Source organism: Amycolatopsis sp. WAC 04197 (genome assembly GCF_003947475.1).
Classification (GTDB): domain Bacteria; phylum Actinomycetota; class Actinomycetes; order Mycobacteriales; family Pseudonocardiaceae; genus Amycolatopsis; species Amycolatopsis japonica.
This window is the reverse complement of the sequence record NZ_QHJK01000002.1, coordinates 919039-935128: the sequence shown is the minus strand read 5'-3', so window position 1 is coordinate 935128 and position 16090 is coordinate 919039. Positions and strand designations below refer to the sequence as shown.

At 67.3% G+C, this 16090-nt stretch carries 15 protein-coding genes; 9 read left to right on the top strand and 6 right to left on the bottom strand.

Annotation, left to right across the window (positions count from 1 at the left end):
- Positions 1-203: 203 nt before the first annotated feature.
- Positions 204-1040: a 16S rRNA (adenine(1518)-N(6)/adenine(1519)-N(6))-dimethyltransferase RsmA gene (gene rsmA, locus DMC64_RS11745; protein WP_125733493.1), complete on the bottom strand. Its 837-nt coding sequence runs from the start codon at positions 1038-1040 to the stop codon at positions 204-206.
- A 40-nt stretch (positions 1041-1080) separates the two neighbouring features.
- Between rsmA and DMC64_RS11740 the strand changes: the two genes are divergently transcribed.
- Both DMC64_RS11740 and DMC64_RS11735 read left to right on the top strand, forming a co-directional pair.
- Positions 1081-1662: a GNAT family N-acetyltransferase gene (locus DMC64_RS11740; protein WP_158634210.1), complete on the top strand. Its 582-nt coding sequence runs from the start codon at positions 1081-1083 to the stop codon at positions 1660-1662.
- 147 nt (positions 1663-1809) lie between these two features.
- Positions 1810-2823, top strand: coding sequence for a DUF222 domain-containing protein (locus tag DMC64_RS11735; protein WP_125733491.1), 1014 nt, complete (start codon positions 1810-1812; stop codon positions 2821-2823).
- A 58-nt stretch (positions 2824-2881) separates the two neighbouring features.
- On the opposite strand, the gene DMC64_RS11730 is transcribed toward DMC64_RS11735, so the two are convergent.
- The 3 genes from DMC64_RS11730 to metG all read right to left on the bottom strand — a co-directional run bounded on the left by DMC64_RS11730 (position 2882) and on the right by metG (position 7312).
- Positions 2882-4261, bottom strand: a complete 1380-nt coding sequence (locus tag DMC64_RS11730) for a resuscitation-promoting factor (protein ID WP_037340616.1) — start codon at positions 4259-4261, stop codon at positions 2882-2884.
- Positions 4262-4674: 413 nt separating this feature from the next.
- Positions 4675-5511, bottom strand: a complete 837-nt coding sequence (locus DMC64_RS11725; RefSeq protein WP_125733490.1) for a TatD family hydrolase — start codon at positions 5509-5511, stop codon at positions 4675-4677.
- A 7-nt stretch (positions 5512-5518) separates the two neighbouring features.
- Positions 5519-7312, bottom strand: a complete 1794-nt coding sequence (gene metG, locus DMC64_RS11720) for a methionine--tRNA ligase (RefSeq protein WP_199754954.1) — start codon at positions 7310-7312, stop codon at positions 5519-5521.
- Positions 7313-7374: 62 nt separating this feature from the next.
- On the opposite strand from metG, the gene DMC64_RS11715 reads away from it, so the two are divergent.
- The 5 genes from DMC64_RS11715 (at position 7375) to DMC64_RS11695 (ending at position 11916) form a co-directional block, all read left to right on the top strand.
- Complete coding sequence (locus tag DMC64_RS11715; RefSeq protein WP_125733489.1) at positions 7375-7971, top strand: PadR family transcriptional regulator; 597 nt, start codon at positions 7375-7377, stop codon at positions 7969-7971.
- 87 nt (positions 7972-8058) lie between these two features.
- On the top strand, positions 8059-9069 hold the full coding sequence (locus DMC64_RS11710; protein ID WP_125733488.1) for an ATP-binding cassette domain-containing protein: 1011 nt from the start codon (positions 8059-8061) through the stop codon (positions 9067-9069).
- Positions 9059-9823: an ABC transporter permease gene (locus DMC64_RS11705; RefSeq protein ID WP_037340604.1), complete on the top strand. Its 765-nt coding sequence runs from the start codon at positions 9059-9061 to the stop codon at positions 9821-9823. Before DMC64_RS11710 ends, DMC64_RS11705 begins: the two co-directional genes overlap by 11 nt.
- A 91-nt stretch (positions 9824-9914) precedes the next feature.
- Positions 9915-10529 carry a glycoside hydrolase family 25 protein gene (locus tag DMC64_RS11700; protein WP_037342442.1) on the top strand — a complete coding sequence of 205 codons (615 nt, stop codon included), beginning with the start codon at positions 9915-9917 and terminating at the stop codon, positions 10527-10529.
- Between the two features lie 109 nt (positions 10530-10638).
- On the top strand, positions 10639-11916 hold the full coding sequence (locus DMC64_RS11695) for an aminodeoxychorismate synthase component I (protein ID WP_125733487.1): 1278 nt from the start codon (positions 10639-10641) through the stop codon (positions 11914-11916).
- Here DMC64_RS11695 and DMC64_RS11690 read toward each other — a convergent pair whose 3' ends face one another.
- Entirely contained in the window at positions 11917-12876 is a 960-nt protein-coding gene (locus DMC64_RS11690; RefSeq protein ID WP_037340602.1) for a zinc-binding dehydrogenase, read from the bottom strand.
- Between the two features lie 177 nt (positions 12877-13053).
- Between DMC64_RS11690 and DMC64_RS11685 the strand changes: the two genes are divergently transcribed.
- A complete protein-coding gene (locus DMC64_RS11685) occupies positions 13054-13530 on the top strand; it encodes a QsdR family transcriptional regulator (RefSeq protein ID WP_228708412.1) in 477 nt (158 codons plus the stop codon).
- On the opposite strand, the gene rsmI is transcribed toward DMC64_RS11685, so the two are convergent.
- Entirely contained in the window at positions 13527-14363 is an 837-nt protein-coding gene (gene rsmI, locus DMC64_RS11680; protein WP_125733486.1) for a 16S rRNA (cytidine(1402)-2'-O)-methyltransferase, read from the bottom strand. The two genes, DMC64_RS11685 and rsmI, sit on opposite strands and share 4 nt — an antisense overlap.
- Positions 14364-14431: 68 nt before the next feature.
- Here rsmI and DMC64_RS11675 point away from each other — a divergent pair, with 68 nt between their 5' ends.
- Positions 14432-16003 (top strand): dolichyl-phosphate-mannose--protein mannosyltransferase, encoded by a 1572-nt coding sequence (locus DMC64_RS11675; protein ID WP_125733485.1) that lies wholly within the window; start codon positions 14432-14434, stop codon positions 16001-16003.
- Positions 16004-16090: the final 87 nt, after the last annotated feature.

Below are 16090 nucleotides of genomic sequence, written 5' to 3'. Positions count from 1 at the left end.
GCAGATCACACGTCTGGTCGCGTCCATCATACAGGATCCGCTGTCCATATATTGGAACAAAGGCAGGCGCCTTCGGCCTGCCTCAGGCGGGCTACCTGCTAAGACAATGCCGGCTCATACAGATCGAGAGGAAGACTTACGCACTCGTGCTGACCTGGGCCGAGGGGCGTTCGCGCGGTGCCGGTCACATCCCTGGCAGGCGGTCAACCCGCGGCTGCGGCGATCCGCGCGAACTGGTGGACATCCAACTGCTCACCGCGCGTCTTGGGATCGATACCCGCCTTCTCGAGCAGCGCCCCCGCCCGTTCGGCGGAACCGGCCCATGACGCCAGCGCGGCGCGCAAGGTCTTCCGCCGCTGGGAGAAAGCGGCGTCGACCACCGCGAACAATCGCTCCCGGTCCACGGACGACACCACCTCACCCCGCTCGAAAGCGACCAGTGCGGAGTCCACGTTCGGAACGGGCCAGAACACCGCGCGAGGCACCGCGGCGACCTTGCGCGCCTTTCCGTACCACGCGAGCTTGACGCTGGGGACGCCGTAGGTCCGGCTCCCCGGGCCGGCCGCCATCCGGTCCGCCACTTCCGTCTGGACCATCACGAGGCCACTGGTCAGCGACGGCAGCTCGGCGAGTAGGTGAAGCACGACTGGAACCGCGACGTTGTACGGCAGGTTCGCGACGAGCGCCGTCGGACGCGCGGGCAGGTCGTCCGCCGTGATCCTCAACGCGTCCGCGCCGACGACCGTCAATCGTTCGGCTCCGCCCCGTTCGGCGGCGGTATTCGGCAATCGCCCCGCCAGCACGGGATCGATTTCGACCGCGACGACCTCGGCGCCGGTCGCGAGCAGTCCGAGCGTCAAGGAGCCGAGGCCTGGCCCGACCTCCAACACGACATCGCCTTCGCCAACCCCCGAGAGGTCGACGATGCGTCGCACCGTGTTGGGATCGTGCACGAAGTTCTGGCCGAGCTTCTTGGTCGGACGTACGTCCAGCTCGGCCGCCAGCGCCCTGATCTCCGCAGGACCGAGCAGTTCAGTCACCCGACGATCGTAACCAGCCCCGGTGGGCCACTATTGGCCGGTGGACGACGTCGTACTCGAGGGCGAAAAAGTCCGGCTGCGCGACTGGACGCCGAGCGACCTTCGACCGCTTCGCGACCTACTCGATCCCACTCGGCCCTGGCACGAAACGAACGGGCCCTACTTCGGCACCCCGAGCGCGGCAGCGGCCGACTCGACGGCACGCGAACTCACCACGCCCACGGCCGAGCCCTCCGATCCCCGCGCCAGCCTCGCCGTATGCGATCTGAAGGACGGCGGCTTGATCGGCAGGGTCAGCTGGTACTGGGAAAGCAGGCAGACCGACTGGCGGCGGATGGGCTTGGTGATCTACGACGAGCGGTACTGGGGCGGCGGGTACGGCACTGAGGCCTTACGCCTGTGGACGACCTATTTGTTCGCTCGCACCGACACGCTCCGCCTGGACTTCGCCACGTTCTCGGGGAATCCGGGGATGATCGCCGTCGGGCAGCGGCTGGGATTCGTCGAGGAGGGCCGGTTCCGACGCGCTCGACGCTGGTCCGGAGGCGTGCATGACGCCGTCGTCTACGGGGTGCTCCGGGAGGAGTGGGACCGGATGAACCAGTTGAGCGCCGAGCCGTGATCCCGCCCCCACCATCCGTATGGCGTTTTCGAACTGACACGTATCCCACTCCCGTGTGATCGGCGCAGGTCAGCGCAGCCGGAGCGTAATGATCATCCACCCGATCGATACCGTGCATTCGTTCGAATCTGCCTCGACAATCGAGGGATGACCAGCACAAATACTCCCAAGGCCTTCCCGCTCAACCTGCCGGAAGGCGACGCCGAACTGCTCCTCGACGAGTTGCAGACACGGCTACGCGAAGGGCGACGTCTGTTCGCCGAAGTCGGCCAGATCCTGGCCGAGATCGAGGCACGTGGGGTCCGAGACCTCTACGGATACAACTCGATCGCCGCCTTCTACGAGCATGTGGCTCGAGTGCCTCGAGCAGAGGCACAGAAAGTGGCAAGCAGAGCGCTCGCGCTCAATTCGAGACGGGCGCGCGACGGCACGTCGATCGACCCCGTCGCGCCGTTGACCGGCGAGTCGGCCAGTACCGGCGCGTTGGCCGAGGCGGGTATCGACCGGATCGTCACCGTCATGAAGAGGCTGCCGGACCACCTCGACGCGGACGAGCGGCTTGACGCCGAAAAGGGTCTGGTCGAACTCGCGGCTGTCGCAAGACCGCGCGACGTCACCATGGCAGGTACCGACCTGCTCGCACGACACGATCCGGACGGGAAGCCCAAGGACGATCCCGAGCCGAAACGTCGACGAAGCGAATTCTGGTTGCGCCAGAAACGGACCGGCCGCTGGGACATGCGCGGGAACCTCGACCCCGAGACAGGCGCCCGCCTGAACGCGCTCCTGGTGCCGCGCGCGTATCCGGCTCCCGGCGAAGTAGCCGACAACCGTGCGCCGGCGGAGAGACGCGGCGACGCGTTCTCAGAGATCGTCGATCTCGCGGAGGCCGGCCCGGACATCCCCGCGCCCCGACAGACCGCGGAGCGGGCCGCTGAGGAGCCTCAGCCCGCACAGCCCAGCGAGGAACCGGCGAGTCACCCTAAGCCCACCCAGATGCCGCCACAGGGCCGCCACCGCGGCGACGAAGGCGTACAAGCGGCCACCGCGGCTGGAGGACCCCGAAATGTCGCCCACCTACGTCCCCCTCGATGGTGGGCACGACTGTCGAGACCTAGATCCGGGAATCCGACACAGCCGCAGAAGCCTCTAACGGCCTGAAGGCCACCGTGCGGGCGAACCCACATGGTGACCTTCAGGAAAGGAGGACGATCTGGCGTCAGGCCTTCTTGCCGCAGTGCGGCCAAGCGCTGTAGCCACCACGCGCGTCGCGGACCTTCTCGGCGACAGCGATCTGCTGGGCCTTGCTGGCCTGGTGCGGGTACGCGGCGTACTGCTCGCCACCGTAGGCGTCCCAGGTGCTCTTGTTGAACTGCAGGCCACCGTAGTAGCCGTTGCCGGTGTTGGCGGCCCAGTTGCCGGTCGACTCGCACTGGGCGATGCGGTCCCAGGCTCCGGCGTCTCCGATGACCGGATCGGCGGGCTTCTTGGTACCGACCTTGACGATCTTGGGCTTGGCCTCGGTGATGACCTCTTCCGAGACCTTCTCGCGGCCGACCTCTTTGCCGTTGCGCTTGGTGACCTTGTAGGTCACGGTCTTCTGCCCCGGTGTGCCCGGGTCCTCGACCTTGGTCTTGCCCTTTTCGAGCTCCGGGTCGTCGACCTTCTGCTCAGGCGGAGCGATTTCCTCGTTCTGCTTGACCATGGTGACGCCGGTCCGGCTGATGTGGACCTCGGCGCCGTCGACCAGCTTGACGTCGAGACCGCCGACGGCCTCGTCGTCCGGGCCGAGGGTCATCCGGAGTTCACCGAGGAATTCCTGGGTGGTCACCGAGTTGGTCTGAACCTTGCGCGGTTCGTTCGCGCCGTCGTAGACCGTGACGTTCTTGAGAGTCTTGACCTCCACGGTGGCGCCCTCGAGCGGCAGCTCACCGTTTTGCGGGAGCGAGGTCCAGGTGCCGGCCTTGGCGAGGTCGGCGCGACCGAGCTGGTTCAACGCTTCGCCGAGGTTGGTCGCGCGGACCCAGGACTCCTGCTGCGGCGCGCCGTCGACGATCAGGTTCAGCTTGCGGCCGCGCTCCAGCTTGATGACGCCGCCGTCGCCGACCTCGGCCTGCGGCGAGGGCGAGAGCGAGTCGTGCGCGCCGACCGAGAGACCGGCGTCTTCGAGGACCTCGCCGACGGTGTCGCCGAAGCTGTGGACGGTCTGCTGCTTGCCGTCGACGTCGAGCGTGACGCTCTTGTTCATCGCCATGGCGGCCGCGCCGCCACCGCCGAGGGTGAGAAGCACCGCCATGACGGTCCCCTTGAGGAACCGCTTCTTCCAGACGCGGGTCGAGTTCGAGATGACCTCGTCCTTGGTCGCGACCTTCATCGGCGCGCCCGCGGTGCGGTCCTCGGCCACCTCGTCCGGAATGACGATCGGCGGGAGCATGGTGGTCTCGGCGCTGATGAGGCGGATCAGCTCGTCGACGTCGACGTCGATCTCGGCCATCAGGGCGTCGGCGTCGGGGCCGAGCGCGGCCAGGACGTCCTGGTGCGTGATGCGCGGATCGTCGGAGTAGTCGAGCTCGCCGTAGTGGGTGTCGCGGTCGAGCACGGCGACCGAGCCGGCGGAAGCGAAGGTGTTCGTCTCTGCGCCGAGGCGCGAGCCATCCTGCCTACTGCTACCAGTCACTGGGTCGTTCCCTTTCCCAAGACGTCGAGGAGCTCGACAACCGCTCCACTACGTCCTTCGTCTCGATGCACTCTTCGGCACACCTCTAGAAGTCCGACACCCGCAGCCAGCGCCATCGTCACGGTTCCAGGCCGTACCGCTCCTGGTTCCGCTTCCCCGACGTGCACTGACGTGACTGTGGGCGTAACAGCCGGAAACCGCATGAGCGGGTACCGACCGGCACGATCACGGGACAGTAACGAACCTCGCCGGGTTGCGCAAACACCGCCCGGAGTGTCGTGACGTTGGTCACTCATCAGAGTGGACCATTGCTGATCACTAATGTCGCAATCCGTTCAACCCGTGGTGACTGTCGGCAAACGGAAGACCCGCTCAGCGGTCTTTCGCACCGATTCGGCCACCTCGTGCACCGCCTCGCCCCTGAGGGTGGCGAGGTGCCGAACCGTGTAGGCGGCGCAGTAGGGCTCGTTCGGCCGCCCACGGAACGGATGCGGGGTCAGGAAGGGAGCATCCGTTTCGACGAGGTACTGGTCCGCCGGAACGATCCGTGCGGCCTCATGGAGCCCTCGGGCGTTGCGGAAGCTGACCGTCCCGGCGAAGGACAGCACGTATCCCGCGTCGACACAGCGGCGCGCGACGTGCTCGTCCCCGGAGAAACAGTGGAAGACGACCTCCTCGGGCGCTCCCTCTTCCTCGAGGATCCGGAGAACGTCGTCGTGAGCGTCTCGATCATGGATCATCAACGGCTTGCCGATGCGCTTGGCGAGATCGATGTGCCACCGGAAAGCGTCCTGCTGGGCGTCGTGGGGCGAATAGTCCCAGTAGTAATCGAGACCGGTCTCGCCGACCGCGACCACTCTGGACTCTTTCGCGAGACTCTCCACTTCGGATTTCTCGGCTTCGCCGAATTCCTTGGTACGCGTGGGATGGATCGCGACGGCGGCCCACACCCGCGGGTCCCAAGTGGACGCTTGCGCGGCCCAGCGAGCGGCCGCGAGATCGTCCGCGACGGTGATCACCCGCGACACGCCGGCGCGCTCGGCGCGGTCGACCATGGCTGTCACATCAGCCGCGGTGACCGCGCCGCACGCGTCGAGGTGGGTGTGCGCGTCCACCACCGAAACCGGCAACCTGTCCGGGATCGGCGGCAGTTCCTTCTTCTCCGCACCCATCAGTTGCTCATTTCGAGATCGGCGCCCATTCGGGACCGGTCTCGCCGAGCTCCGGGTCCAGCTTGGCGAACAGCGGGGTCGGCTTCTCCAGAGGCTTGCCGACCTCGATCGGCACGGACTTCCAGCGCGCCTGCTCGGCCTTGTAGTCCCCGGTGAGGATGGGATTGATCCGGCCGGGGATGTCGAGGTCCTCGACTTCCTGCAGCTCGGGCTGGGCCGCCCAGACGCCGGTGCCGCCGAGGGCCTCGTGCACCTTCTGCGCCGAGTGGGGCAGGAAGGGGGTCAGCAGCGTGTTGGCGTCGGAGACGACCTGCAAGGCGGTGTGCAGAACACTGTCGCGCCGCGCGGGGTCGTCCTTGAGCTTCCACGGCTCCTGGTCCGAGAGGTACCGGTTGGCCGCGGTGACGACGCGCATGGCCTCGCTCGCCGCCGCCTTGAACCGAGACCGCTGCAGGTGGGCGCCGGCGGTGTCGAACGCCTTGCGGGAGAGCTCCTTGAGCTCCTCGTCGGCGGCCGTGGGGGCGTCGGGACGCGGGATGGCTCCGACGTTCTTGTGCGCCATCGAGATGGACCTGTTGACGAGGTTGCCCCACTCGTTGGCCAGCTCGAAGTTGGTCCGGCGGACGAATTCGTCCCAGGTGAAGTCGGTGTCCTGGGTCTCGGGGCCGGCGACGGAGATGAAGTACCGCAGCGTGTCCGGGCCGAAGTCGCGCAGGAAGTCGTGCACGTAGATGACCGTGCCACGCGAGGTCGAGAACTTCGAGCCGCTCATCGTGAGGAACTCGCTGGAAACGATCTCGTCGGGCAGGTGCAGCTTGCCGTACTTGCCGGGCACGCCGCCTCGGTCGCCCTCACCGTTGTGACCGAAGAGCAGGGCGGGCCAGATCTGGGCGTGGAAGGTGATGTTGTCCTTGCCCATGAAGTAATAGGAGCGGGCCTCCGGGTTGCTCCACCACTCCTGCCAGGCGTCCGGGTTCCCGGTCCGGCGCGCCCACTCCACACTCGCCGAGAAGTAGCCGATGACCGCGTCGAACCAGACGTAGAAGCGCTTCATCGGCTGGTCGCGCCAACCGTCCAGCGGGATCTTCACGCCCCAGTCGAGATCGCGGGTGATCGGCCGCGGCCGCATGTCGTCGATCAGGTTCTTGGTGAAGTTGAGGACGTTCGGACGCCAGTCGGTCTTGCTGGACAGCCATTTGCCCAGGGTCTCGACGAAGGCGGAGAGGTCGAGGAAATAGTGCTCGGTCTCGACGAACTTCGGCGTTTCACCGTTGATCCGGGACTTCGGGTTGATCAGCTCGGCCGCGTCGAGCTGATTGCCGCAGTTGTCGCACTGGTCACCGCGCGCGCCGTCGTAACCGCAGATCGGGCAGGTGCCCTCGATGTAGCGGTCGGGCAGGGTGCGGCCGGTCGAGGGGCTGATCGCGCCCCGGGTCGTCTTGGGGACGACGTAGCCGTTGCGGTGCAGCGCGAGGAAGATCTGCTGCGTGACCTCGGCGTGGTTACCCGTGGTGGTGCGGGTGAACAGGTCGTAGGTGAGGCCGAGCCCTTGCAGGTCCTGGCCGATCTGGCGGGTGTATTTGTCGGCCGTCTGCTGGGAGGTCATGCCTTCTTTGTCGGCCTGGACGGTGATCGGGGTGCCGTGTTCGTCGGTACCGGACACCATGAGCACCCGGTTGCCGGCCATTCGCTGGTAGCGGGAGAAGACGTCGGACGGGACGCCGAATCCGGACACGTGGCCGATGTGGCGGGGGCCGTTGGCGTAGGGCCAGGCCACCGCAGTCAACACTGGGGTGCTCATGCTTGTTTAGCCTACGGACGTCGTCTAAGGCATTGTTGTCCGGGAGAGGATCGGAGGCCTCGGTGTCCGCCACGCGTCTGCTGGTGCTGGGTGTCGTGCGCATGTACGGCAAGGCGCACGGCTACCAGGTCCGGCGCGAGCTTCTCTCGTGGGCGGCCGACAAGTGGGGCAACGTCCAGCCGGGTTCGATCTATCACGCGCTGAAGAAGATGACCACCGAAGGCCTTCTGGAACAGGTCGAGGACATAGAAGCGGACGGCGGGCCCGACAGGGTCGCGTATAGCTTGACCGAAGACGGCGAAACCGAGTTCGTCGTGCAACTCGGCAGGGCGTTGTCGAGCGAGGACGCCACCGGGTACTCGCTCTCGGCGGCGGTCATCTTCATGCCGACGCTGCCCCGCGCGCAGGTGCTGGCGTTGCTGAAACAGCAGCTGGCGAATATGGAAGCGCACGCCCAGTCGACTCATTACGCCCGTGAACACGCCGTCGATCTGGGAAAGCCTCCCCACGTGAGTGAGCTGTACCGCCTGTGGAGCGTGCACGCGGACGCCAACGTGACTTGGATGAGGGATCTCATCGGCCGTCTCGAAGCCGGCGAGTACGTCATGGCGGGCGAAGGCGCGGACGACGAAGCGGTGTTCGGCGCGCCGCCCAAGTAATCAAATTTGACTATGGAACGACTCCTAGGGCACAGTGCGTCCAGCCACTAGTCAAACTTGACTAGCCGGGCACCGAAAGGAGTAGACATGATCAAGGCACGCGGCCTTGAGCGGCGGTTCCGCCGCAAGGGCCGCAATGGGGGCGAGGTCCACGCCGTCAAGGGCGTCGATCTCGACGTGTCGGCCGGGGAACTGGTCGGCTTCCTCGGACCGAACGGCGCGGGGAAGACCACGACCCTGCGCATGCTGACGACGCTGCTCAAGCCCACCGCCGGTGAGGCGACCGTCGGCGGCTGCGACCTGCTCGCCGACCCGCTGGGGGTGCGCCGGCGAATCGGTTACGTCGCACAGGGCGGCGGCACCGCGCCGGCGAGCAAGGTCGTCGAGGAGATCGAGTTCCAGGGCAGGCTGTACCGGATGAGCAAGGAGGACGCGCTCGCTCGTGGGGCCGTTCTCGCCGAGCAGCTGGACCTGGCCGGGCTCGACCAGCGGACGACCGCGACGCTGTCGGGTGGACAGCGCCGCCGGCTCGACATCGCGCTCGGGCTGATCCACTCGCCCGGGCTCGTCTTCCTCGACGAACCGTCGACTGGGCTCGACCCGCAGAGCCGGGCGAACCTGTGGGACCACATCCGCAGGCTGCGCGACGAGCAGGGCGTCACGGTCTTCCTGACCACGCACTACCTCGACGAGGCCGACGCGCTCTCGGACCGGCTGATCGTCATCGATGACGGGAAGATCGTCGCCGAAGGCACGCCGGACTCCTTGAAAGCGAGGGTTTCCGGCGACAGTGTCGTCATCGGCGTCTCACCGGAGTCGGCGAAGGAGACCGCGGAGGTCGCGGGCCACCTCGAAGGGGCTCACGAAATGACGGTCACCGACGGCGCCGTGCGTTTCCGGGTGCCGCGCGGGGACACCGCGATGCCCGAACTGCTGCGGGCGCTCGACGCGCGTGGCATCGCGATGACGTCCATGCAGGTGCACCGGCCGACGCTCGACGACGTGTTCCTGACCCTGACGGGCCGGAGCCTGCGCGACGCCGAAGAGGGCGCGCCGACCGGCTCCGCCGAGGAGAAGGAGACCACGCATGTTGCATGACACCTGGTTGATCTTCCGCCGTGACATGCTCGCGGCGTTGCGCAACCCGACGTGGCTCGCCATCGGCATAATGCAGCCGCTCCTCTACCTGTTCTTCTTCGGGCCGCTTCTGGTAAAGGCGCTCAACGCGCAGGGCCTGTCCGATGTGGACGGATGGATGATCTTCACCCCGGCGATCATCGCGCAGCTCGCGTTGTTCGGCAGTTCGTTCGTCGGGTTCGGGCTCCTCGCGGAATACCGGTCGGGCGTGGTCGAACGCCTGCGGGTCACCCCGGTGAGCCGGGTGGCCTTGTTGCTGGGCAAGGTGCTCGCCAACGCGTTGCAGACCGTCGTCCAGGCGTTGCTCATCATCGCGCTGGCGTATCTGGTCTTCGACCTGAACGCGCCGTTCAGCGGCGTGGTGCTCAGCCTGGTGATCGTCTTCCTCCTGTCGGTCACGCTGGCGTCGTGCTCGTACGCGCTAGCGCTGACCCTCAAGAGCGAAGACGCCTTCCCGGCTTTGCTCAACGCGGTTCTCATGCCACTGCTGCTGCTTTCCGGAATCCTGATCCCGATCACCGCGGGCTCGGCGCCGGATTGGCTGTACACGATTTCCCGCATCAATCCGTTCCGGCACGTGGTGGATGTCGAGCGGAACAGTTTCCGCGGCGACTTCTCGATGGACGCGCTGTTCACCGGGAGCGTCGTGGTGCTGGTCATGGCCGTTCTGGCCATCTGGTGGGGCTCGCGGACGTTCCAACGCGAAAACGCCTGAGACACGCTGTACCGAAAGGTCACCTTGCGGCCGCTCCGCGGACGTAAGGTGACCTTTCGGTCGTACTGGGGCGAATTCGAGGCGGGTGGGTTTGATAGATCCGGAAGGCGAGCACGGCGTCACCCTGTCCCACCGTGAGACGGTGACGGACTGGGCGGCGGTGCGTGGCGCCGACATCCGGTTCGCGTCGGTCACCGTCACAGAGAACACCAACTGGCGGGACGCCGCGGCGGAACGCAATCTGGCCGGCGCGCAACATGTCGGCATCCACACCGGCGCGCGGCACTACGCACGTCCTGGTGCCGTCCACGACCAAGCCGAGCATTTCGTGCGGACGGCGAGCGCGCTCGGCGCTTTCGCACCCGGTTCGCTCGCGCCCGCGCTCGAAGTGGAGGCACCCAGCGTCGACGACCGGTTCATCAAAGCGTGGATCAAACACGTCAGGCAGGCGGCGCGCGTCGAACGCGTCCTGGTGTACGCGGGGCTCGACTGCTGGACGAACCGGTTGCGGCCGGACAAATGGGCGGACAGCGAAGTAGTGTTGTGGCTGGTCAGGCACAACGAAATCCCGGGAAGACCGGGCTGGTTCCACTCGCGGCTGGGATTGCATCAGCACGGTTTCGGCGCCGGATTGCCCGGTGTGGACGGACCGATCGCGCAGGACGCGGTGGTCTATCCCTTCAAACTGACCGACGTGCTCTTGTAGTTTCCGCTGCGTGACGGGGGATGCGCACGACGTCACCATGTGGTCGCGGATCTCACTTTCCGGCAGAGGCGGGTTGCTTTTCCGGCCACTCGAACGGCGACAATGTCGCGTGCGGTTGATGTGCCGGAAGCTGCGGACCGACGTCGGGCCCGAACGGGCACTGGCGGTCCTCGGCGCGCGCGCCGAGAAGCTCGGGCTCGCACCGCCCGCCGCGCTTTGCGGCGAGTGGTTCTCTTCGCGCGCGGTCATCGCGCTTAACGCTTCGCTGACTCCGGTCCATGACGTGACCGAAGCGTTCTCGATCCCCACTCGGATGCCTGACGTCCGTGACGCGGTGCCCGGTGCGGTCGGGGGCGGCTGGTTCGGTTACCTGAGCTACGACCTGACCGATCCTTCGGGCCGTTCCGGATCGCTCCCCCCGGCCGCGTGGGGCTGGGTCGACCGGATTCTCCGGCTGGACGCGGACGGAACCTGGTGGTTCGAAGCCCTGATTCCCGACGGCGATCCGGATCCGGTCGACGAAGTGTCCGCGATGGAATCCGCGCTCGCCGAGCTCCCCGAGGCGATGACTTGGAGTTCCGGCCCGTTGTCACGGCCGCTTCCTTCGGAGCACTACGACGCCGTGAAGGCGTGCGTGCACGCGATCGAGGCCGGCGAGCTTTTCCAGGCGAACATCTGCGCCCGCTTCGGCGGAACGTTCACCGGCGATCCGATCGCGTTGTTCGCCGAAGGCGTGCGTCGCCTGGGAGCCCGCCGGGCGGCGTTCCTCGCCGGGGACTGGGGCTCCGTCGTGTCATTCTCCCCTGAGCTTTTCCTTGCCAGACATGGGCGAACTGTCCGGTCGACGCCGATCAAGGGAACCCTGCCGCGGCGGAACGCCGCTGACGAACACCTCGCGCGGCGGCTTCGGGAATCCACCAAGGACGTCGCCGAGAACGTGATGATCACCGATCTCGTCCGCAACGATCTCGGCCGGGTGTGCGCCACCGGCAGTGTGCGTGTCCCCGAACTGCTCGCGGTCCGGCCCGCGCCGGGGGTCTGGCATCTGGAGTCCACTGTGGAGGGATCGCTCGCCGCCGGGATCGACGACGCCGCCCTGCTCGCGGCAACGTTCCCGCCGGGTTCGGTGACGGGCGCGCCGAAGATCCGCGCGCTGGACCTGATCGCCGAGCTGGAGCCCACGGCGCGCGGCGTCTACACCGGCGCGATCGGCCTCGCTTCGCCGATCGCCGGCCTGGAACTGAACGTCGCGATCAGAACGTTCGAAATCCACGAAGGCACGATCGCGCTCGGAGTCGGCGGCGGGATCACCGCCGACTCCGACAGCGACGCGGAATGGCAGGAATGCCTGCACAAGTCCGCGCCGCTGGAGCGTCTGCTCGGCTGACTACTTGGTGGGGTCCAGCAGGAGCTTGCCCATCGTGCCGCGCGAGCGCAGGGCCTCGTGGGCGGCGCGAGCGTCGGACAGCGCGTACTCGCCACCGGCGACGGCGCGAACCCGGCCGGCAAGAGCCAGCTCGAAAAGCTCGTCGAGCGCGCGGCCGAAGACGTTGCCGGGAAGCTTGAACGCGTGCGGCAGCCACATCCCGGCCACGGCGGTGCTGTGCCCGAGGAGGTTGCGGGCTTCGATCGGCTTCGGGTTCTCACGGCTGGCCATGCCGTAGAACGCGAGACGGCCGAACGGCGCGAGGGCCGCGATGCTCTGGTCCGTGACCGGGCCGCCGGTCATGTCGAGCACGATGTCGACGCGTTTGCCGCCGTTCGCCTCGCGGAGCGCGTCGGTCATGTTCTCGGCCCGCGAATCGATGGCGACGTCGGCGCCCAGTTCGAGGGCGAGGGCGCGCTTTTCGTCGCTGCTGGCGGTCGCGATGACCCGGCTCGCTCCCCATGCCTTCGCGAGCTGCACGGCGATGGAGCCGACCCCGCCCGCGGCCGCGTGCACGACGACGGTTTCCCCCGGTTCGAGGTGGGCGCTCTTGCGCAGCAGAAGCGAGGCCGTGGTGCCCTGGACGATGAAGGAGAGCGCGGTCAGATCGTCGACGCCGTCGGGAACGTCGTAGCTGGTGACGTCGTCGGCCACCGCGCGCTCGGCATAACCGCCGCCGCCGTTGAGCAGCGCGACGATCCGCTTGCCGTCGGCGGTGCGGCCGACGACCTCGCCGCCGGGGACGAGCGGGAGCTTGCTCGGCGCGAGGTACGAGTTCTCCGCCTGATGCGTGTCGGCGTAGTTGATGCCGATCCGGTCGACCTCGACCAGCCGCTGACCTGGGCCGGGGACGGGATCGGGAAGGTCGACGAGGTTGAGCACCTCGGGTCCGCCGAACTCGGTCACCTGTACTGCGCGCATCCGCATCCTCCTCGTCGAGATGAGACATTCTTACATATGTCTCATGCATGAGACACCGCGTGATATGTTTCACGCATCGAAACCGCACTCGAACGCCAGCTGACCTCGCCGCGCCCGGACGCCCTGCGCGCGTTCACGATCGCGCGCGCCCGCTTTCTGGAGGGGCGCCGGGTGGACATGGGCGAGCTGGCGAGCGAGCTCGGGATCAGCCGGGCGACCTTGCACCGCTGGGTCGGCGGCCGGGATCAGCTGCTCGGCGAAATCCTGTGGTCGATGACCGTGGAGGTCTTCGAAGCGCGGTCTTCCGGCAAGCTCGGGCGCGGCGCGGAAGGGATCGCGGAACTCGTCGGCACCTTCGTCCGGACCGTGAACGGCTCGAAACCGTTCCGGGAGTTCCTGCGCAACGAGCCCGAGCGGGCGTTGCGGATCCTGACGACGAAGGCCAGCGTGGTGCAGAGCCGCGCGATCGCGAAGATGCGCGAGTTCCTGGACGAAGAGGTCGAGGCCGGGCGGCTCACTCCCCCGCTGCCGGTCGAAGACCTGGCTTACCTGCTGGTGCGCATCGGCGAGTCCTTCATCTACACCGATGTCATCACCGGCGACGAACCCGATGCCGGGAAGGCGCACGCGGCCGTGACGGCCTTGCTGTCCTAGCGCTTGCGGGAAGCGAGAACAGCGTCGTAGAGCTCCTTCTTCGACACCCCGGCCGCTTCGGCGACCTCGGCGGCGGCGGACTTGAGGCGTTCACCCGCCGAGACCCGCGACGAGACCTCGGAGACCAGGTCCTCGACGCTCACCGCACGCGGCGGCGCACCCGCCAGAACGACGGTGATCTCGCCCTTGACCCCTTCGGCGGCCCAAGCGGCCAATTCCGGCAGATTGCCGCGTTTGACCTCTTCGTAGGTTTTGGTCAGTTCGCGGCAGACGGCGGCACGACGCTCGGGGCCCAGGACCTCGGCGGCGTCGGCGAGGGTGCTCGCGAGGCGATGCGGAGATTCGAAGAACACGGCTGTGCGGGGCTCGTCCTTCAACGAACCGAGCCATTTCGCGCGTTCACCGGGCTTGCGCGGGGCGAAACCTTCGAAACAGAATCGGTCGCAGGGCAGGCCGGAGAGCGCGAGCGCCGTGGTCACCGCGGACGGGCCGGGCAGACAGGTCACCGGCACGTCCGCCTCGACACAGGCCGCCACCAGGCGGAATCCGGGATCCGAAACGCTCGGCATCCCGGCGTCGGTCACCAGGAGCACCGTCTCGCCCGCTTGCAGCGATTCGAGCAGTTTCGGCAGACGGGCGGTCTCGACGTCCTCGTAGAAACTGACGACGCGTCCGACCGGCGAAACATCGAGGGCGGCGGTGAGGGAGCGCAGGCGCCGGGTGTCTTCGGCGGCGATCACGTCGGCCGTCGCGAGGGCTTCGGACAGGCGCGGCGAAGCGTCACGGACGTCTCCGAGCGGGGTGGCTGCCAGCACGAGGCGTCCTTCGGTCATTCCCGAAGGTTAACCGGTTCGCAGATCCGGACACCGAGTTCACTCTTCCGCCCGTAGGATCATGCCCCGTGACCGCACTGCTGACCCGCGACAACGAGAGCGTGCGGCCGGACCCGGTCGACGCGCTCAGGCCACCGAACGACCGGGAGGCCACCCTCCTCGGCCGCGGCATGCCGACGGACCGCCTTCGCGGCTGGATCGTCACGCTGGTGCTGACGCTCATCGGCGGCATCGTCCGGATCCAGAACCTGGGGACGCCCACGGACAAGGGCACCCCCGTCTTCGACGAGAAGCACTACGTCCCGCAGGCGTGGCAGATGCTGCGCAACGGCGGTTATGAGGACAACTACGGCTACGAACTGATCGTCCACCCGCCGCTGGCGAAGCATCTCATCGCGATCGGCGAGTGGATGTTCGGCTACAACGCCTGGGGCTGGCGGATCATGCCGGCGCTGGCGGGCACGCTGATCGTGTTGCTCACCATCCGGATCGCCCGGCGGCTCACGCGGTCGACGCTGCTCGGCGCGGTCGCCGGGATCCTGGTGATCAGCGACGGCGTCCTGCACCTGCAGTCACGCATGGGCATGCTCGACATCTTCATCGCGTTGTTCGTCCTCGCCGCGTTCGCCTGTGTGCTGTGCGACCGCGACCAGGTGCGACGACGGCTCGCCGTGGCCGTCCGCGAAGGCTGGATCGACGAATCCCGGTTCGGCCCGAAGCTGGGTTTCCGCTGGTGGCGGTTCGCCGGCGGCCTGATGATCGGGCTGACCTTCGGGGTCAAATGGTCGGCGCTCTACTACATCGCCGCGTTCGGCCTGCTCACCGTCTTCTTCGACGTCGCCGCGCGCCGGGCCGCCGGGGTGCAGCGACCTTGGGTCGGCACGCTGCGCCGCGACGTGCTGCCCGCGCTGTGGGCGATCGTCGTCATCCCGATCCTGGTGTACTTCGCCTGCTATTGGGCCTGGTTCGCGAGCGAGACCGCGACCGACCGCAACTACGTGGCGATCAAGGAGATCGATCCGGGTTTCTGGGCCTGGGTGCCGCCCGCGTTGCGGTCGCTCGGCGATTATTCGATGAACGTGCTCGACTTCCACGCGAACCTGGTGACGCCCAAGGACAAACCGCATCCGTGGGAGTCGAAGCCGTGGACCTGGCCGATGGGGCTGCGGCCGATGCTGTACGCGTACGCGGGCGGCACCGACGCGACCGGCTGCGGCGAGTCGACCTGTGTGCGGGCGACGATGCTGATCGGGACGCCGGCGATGTGGTGGCTGGCGCTGCCGATGCTCGGCTGGAGCGTGTGGCGCTCGGTCTTCCGCGCGGACTGGCGCTACGCCGCCGTGCTCGTCGGCTACCTCGCCGGATACCTGCCGTGGTTCACCAACCTCGACCGCCAGATGTACTACTTCTACGCGACGCCGCTGGCGCCGTTCCTGGTACTCGGGTTGACGCTGGTCCTCGGGCAGATCCTCGGCAGCGCGAAACGCGGATTCGAGCGGCGGGGCACCGGCCTGCTCGTCGTCGCCCTCTACGTGGGGCTCGTCGTGGCCAACTTCGCCTGGTTGTGGCCGATCCTGAACGGCAACGCGATCACGAACGAGCATTGGAACGCCGAGTTGTGGCTTCCGTCCTGGAAGTGACCGCGATCGGTCGAGCAACCTCGTGATTTTCCCGATTCAAGTGTGACACTTGCCCCCGAGTTGTTACTCTTCGCTGGTCAACAGCAG

Coding starts and splice junctions, on each gene's coding strand:
- DMC64_RS11725 (WP_125733490.1), bottom strand. CDS start 5,511: ATGGGTGCGGAGAAGAAGGAACTGCCGCCGATCCCGGACAGGTTGCCG.
- rsmI (WP_125733486.1), bottom strand. CDS start 14,363: ATGACCGAAGGACGCCTCGTGCTGGCAGCCACCCCGCTCGGAGACGTC.
- DMC64_RS11710 (WP_125733488.1), top strand. CDS start 8,059: ATGATCAAGGCACGCGGCCTTGAGCGGCGGTTCCGCCGCAAGGGCCGC.
- DMC64_RS11690 (WP_037340602.1), bottom strand. CDS start 12,876: ATGCGCGCAGTACAGGTGACCGAGTTCGGCGGACCCGAGGTGCTCAAC.
- metG (WP_199754954.1), bottom strand. CDS start 7,312: ATGAGCACCCCAGTGTTGACTGCGGTGGCCTGGCCCTACGCCAACGGC.
- DMC64_RS11685 (WP_228708412.1), top strand. CDS start 13,054: ATGGGCGAGCTGGCGAGCGAGCTCGGGATCAGCCGGGCGACCTTGCAC.
- DMC64_RS11735 (WP_125733491.1), top strand. CDS start 1,810: ATGACCAGCACAAATACTCCCAAGGCCTTCCCGCTCAACCTGCCGGAA.
- DMC64_RS11705 (WP_037340604.1), top strand. CDS start 9,059: ATGTTGCATGACACCTGGTTGATCTTCCGCCGTGACATGCTCGCGGCG.